The organism is Streptomyces sp. SID5643, from assembly GCF_009872555.1.
Lineage (GTDB): Bacteria > Actinomycetota > Actinomycetes > Streptomycetales > Streptomycetaceae > Streptomyces > Streptomyces iakyrus.
In genome coordinates, this window is record NZ_WWIC01000336.1 from 1 (window position 1) to 499 (window position 499).

The following is a 499-nucleotide window of genomic DNA, read 5'->3' on the forward strand; positions in this document are numbered from 1 at the left end:
AGGCGGAGAACGCCTTGCACCGCCCGTCCGACGCCAACCCACGCTGCCGCGAGAACTCCACGAACACACCCGGCTCCGCCATCACGGTCACCCCAGCCGCGAGGGCGAGGTCGCACTCGCCACTGCGCAGCGCCCGCACCGCCAGATGCAACGCCACCAACGACGACGAACACGCCGTGTCCACCGTCACCGCCGGCCCCTCCAGACCCAGCACATACGAGATACGACCCGAAGCCACGCTGCCGGACGTCCCGGTGCCGAGGAAGCCCACCGTCTCGTCGTCGGGGGCGGCGGAGCCCGCCACGGTGCTGCCGTAGTCGTGGTACATCACTCCGGCGTAGACGCCGGTCCGTGAGCCGCGCAGCGAGTGCGGGTCGATACCCGCCCGCTCCAACGCCTCCCACGACGTCTCCAGCAACAACCGCTGCTGCGGATCCATCGCCAACGCCTCACGCGGCGAAATACCGAAGAACCCCGCGTCGAACTCCCCCGCGTCATG

General features: G+C 69.9%; 1 protein-coding gene. It reads right to left on the reverse strand.

The features are described from left to right. On the reverse strand, positions 1-499 hold a 499-nt coding region (locus tag GTY56_RS35315), incomplete at both ends, for a beta-ketoacyl synthase N-terminal-like domain-containing protein (protein ID WP_161369362.1).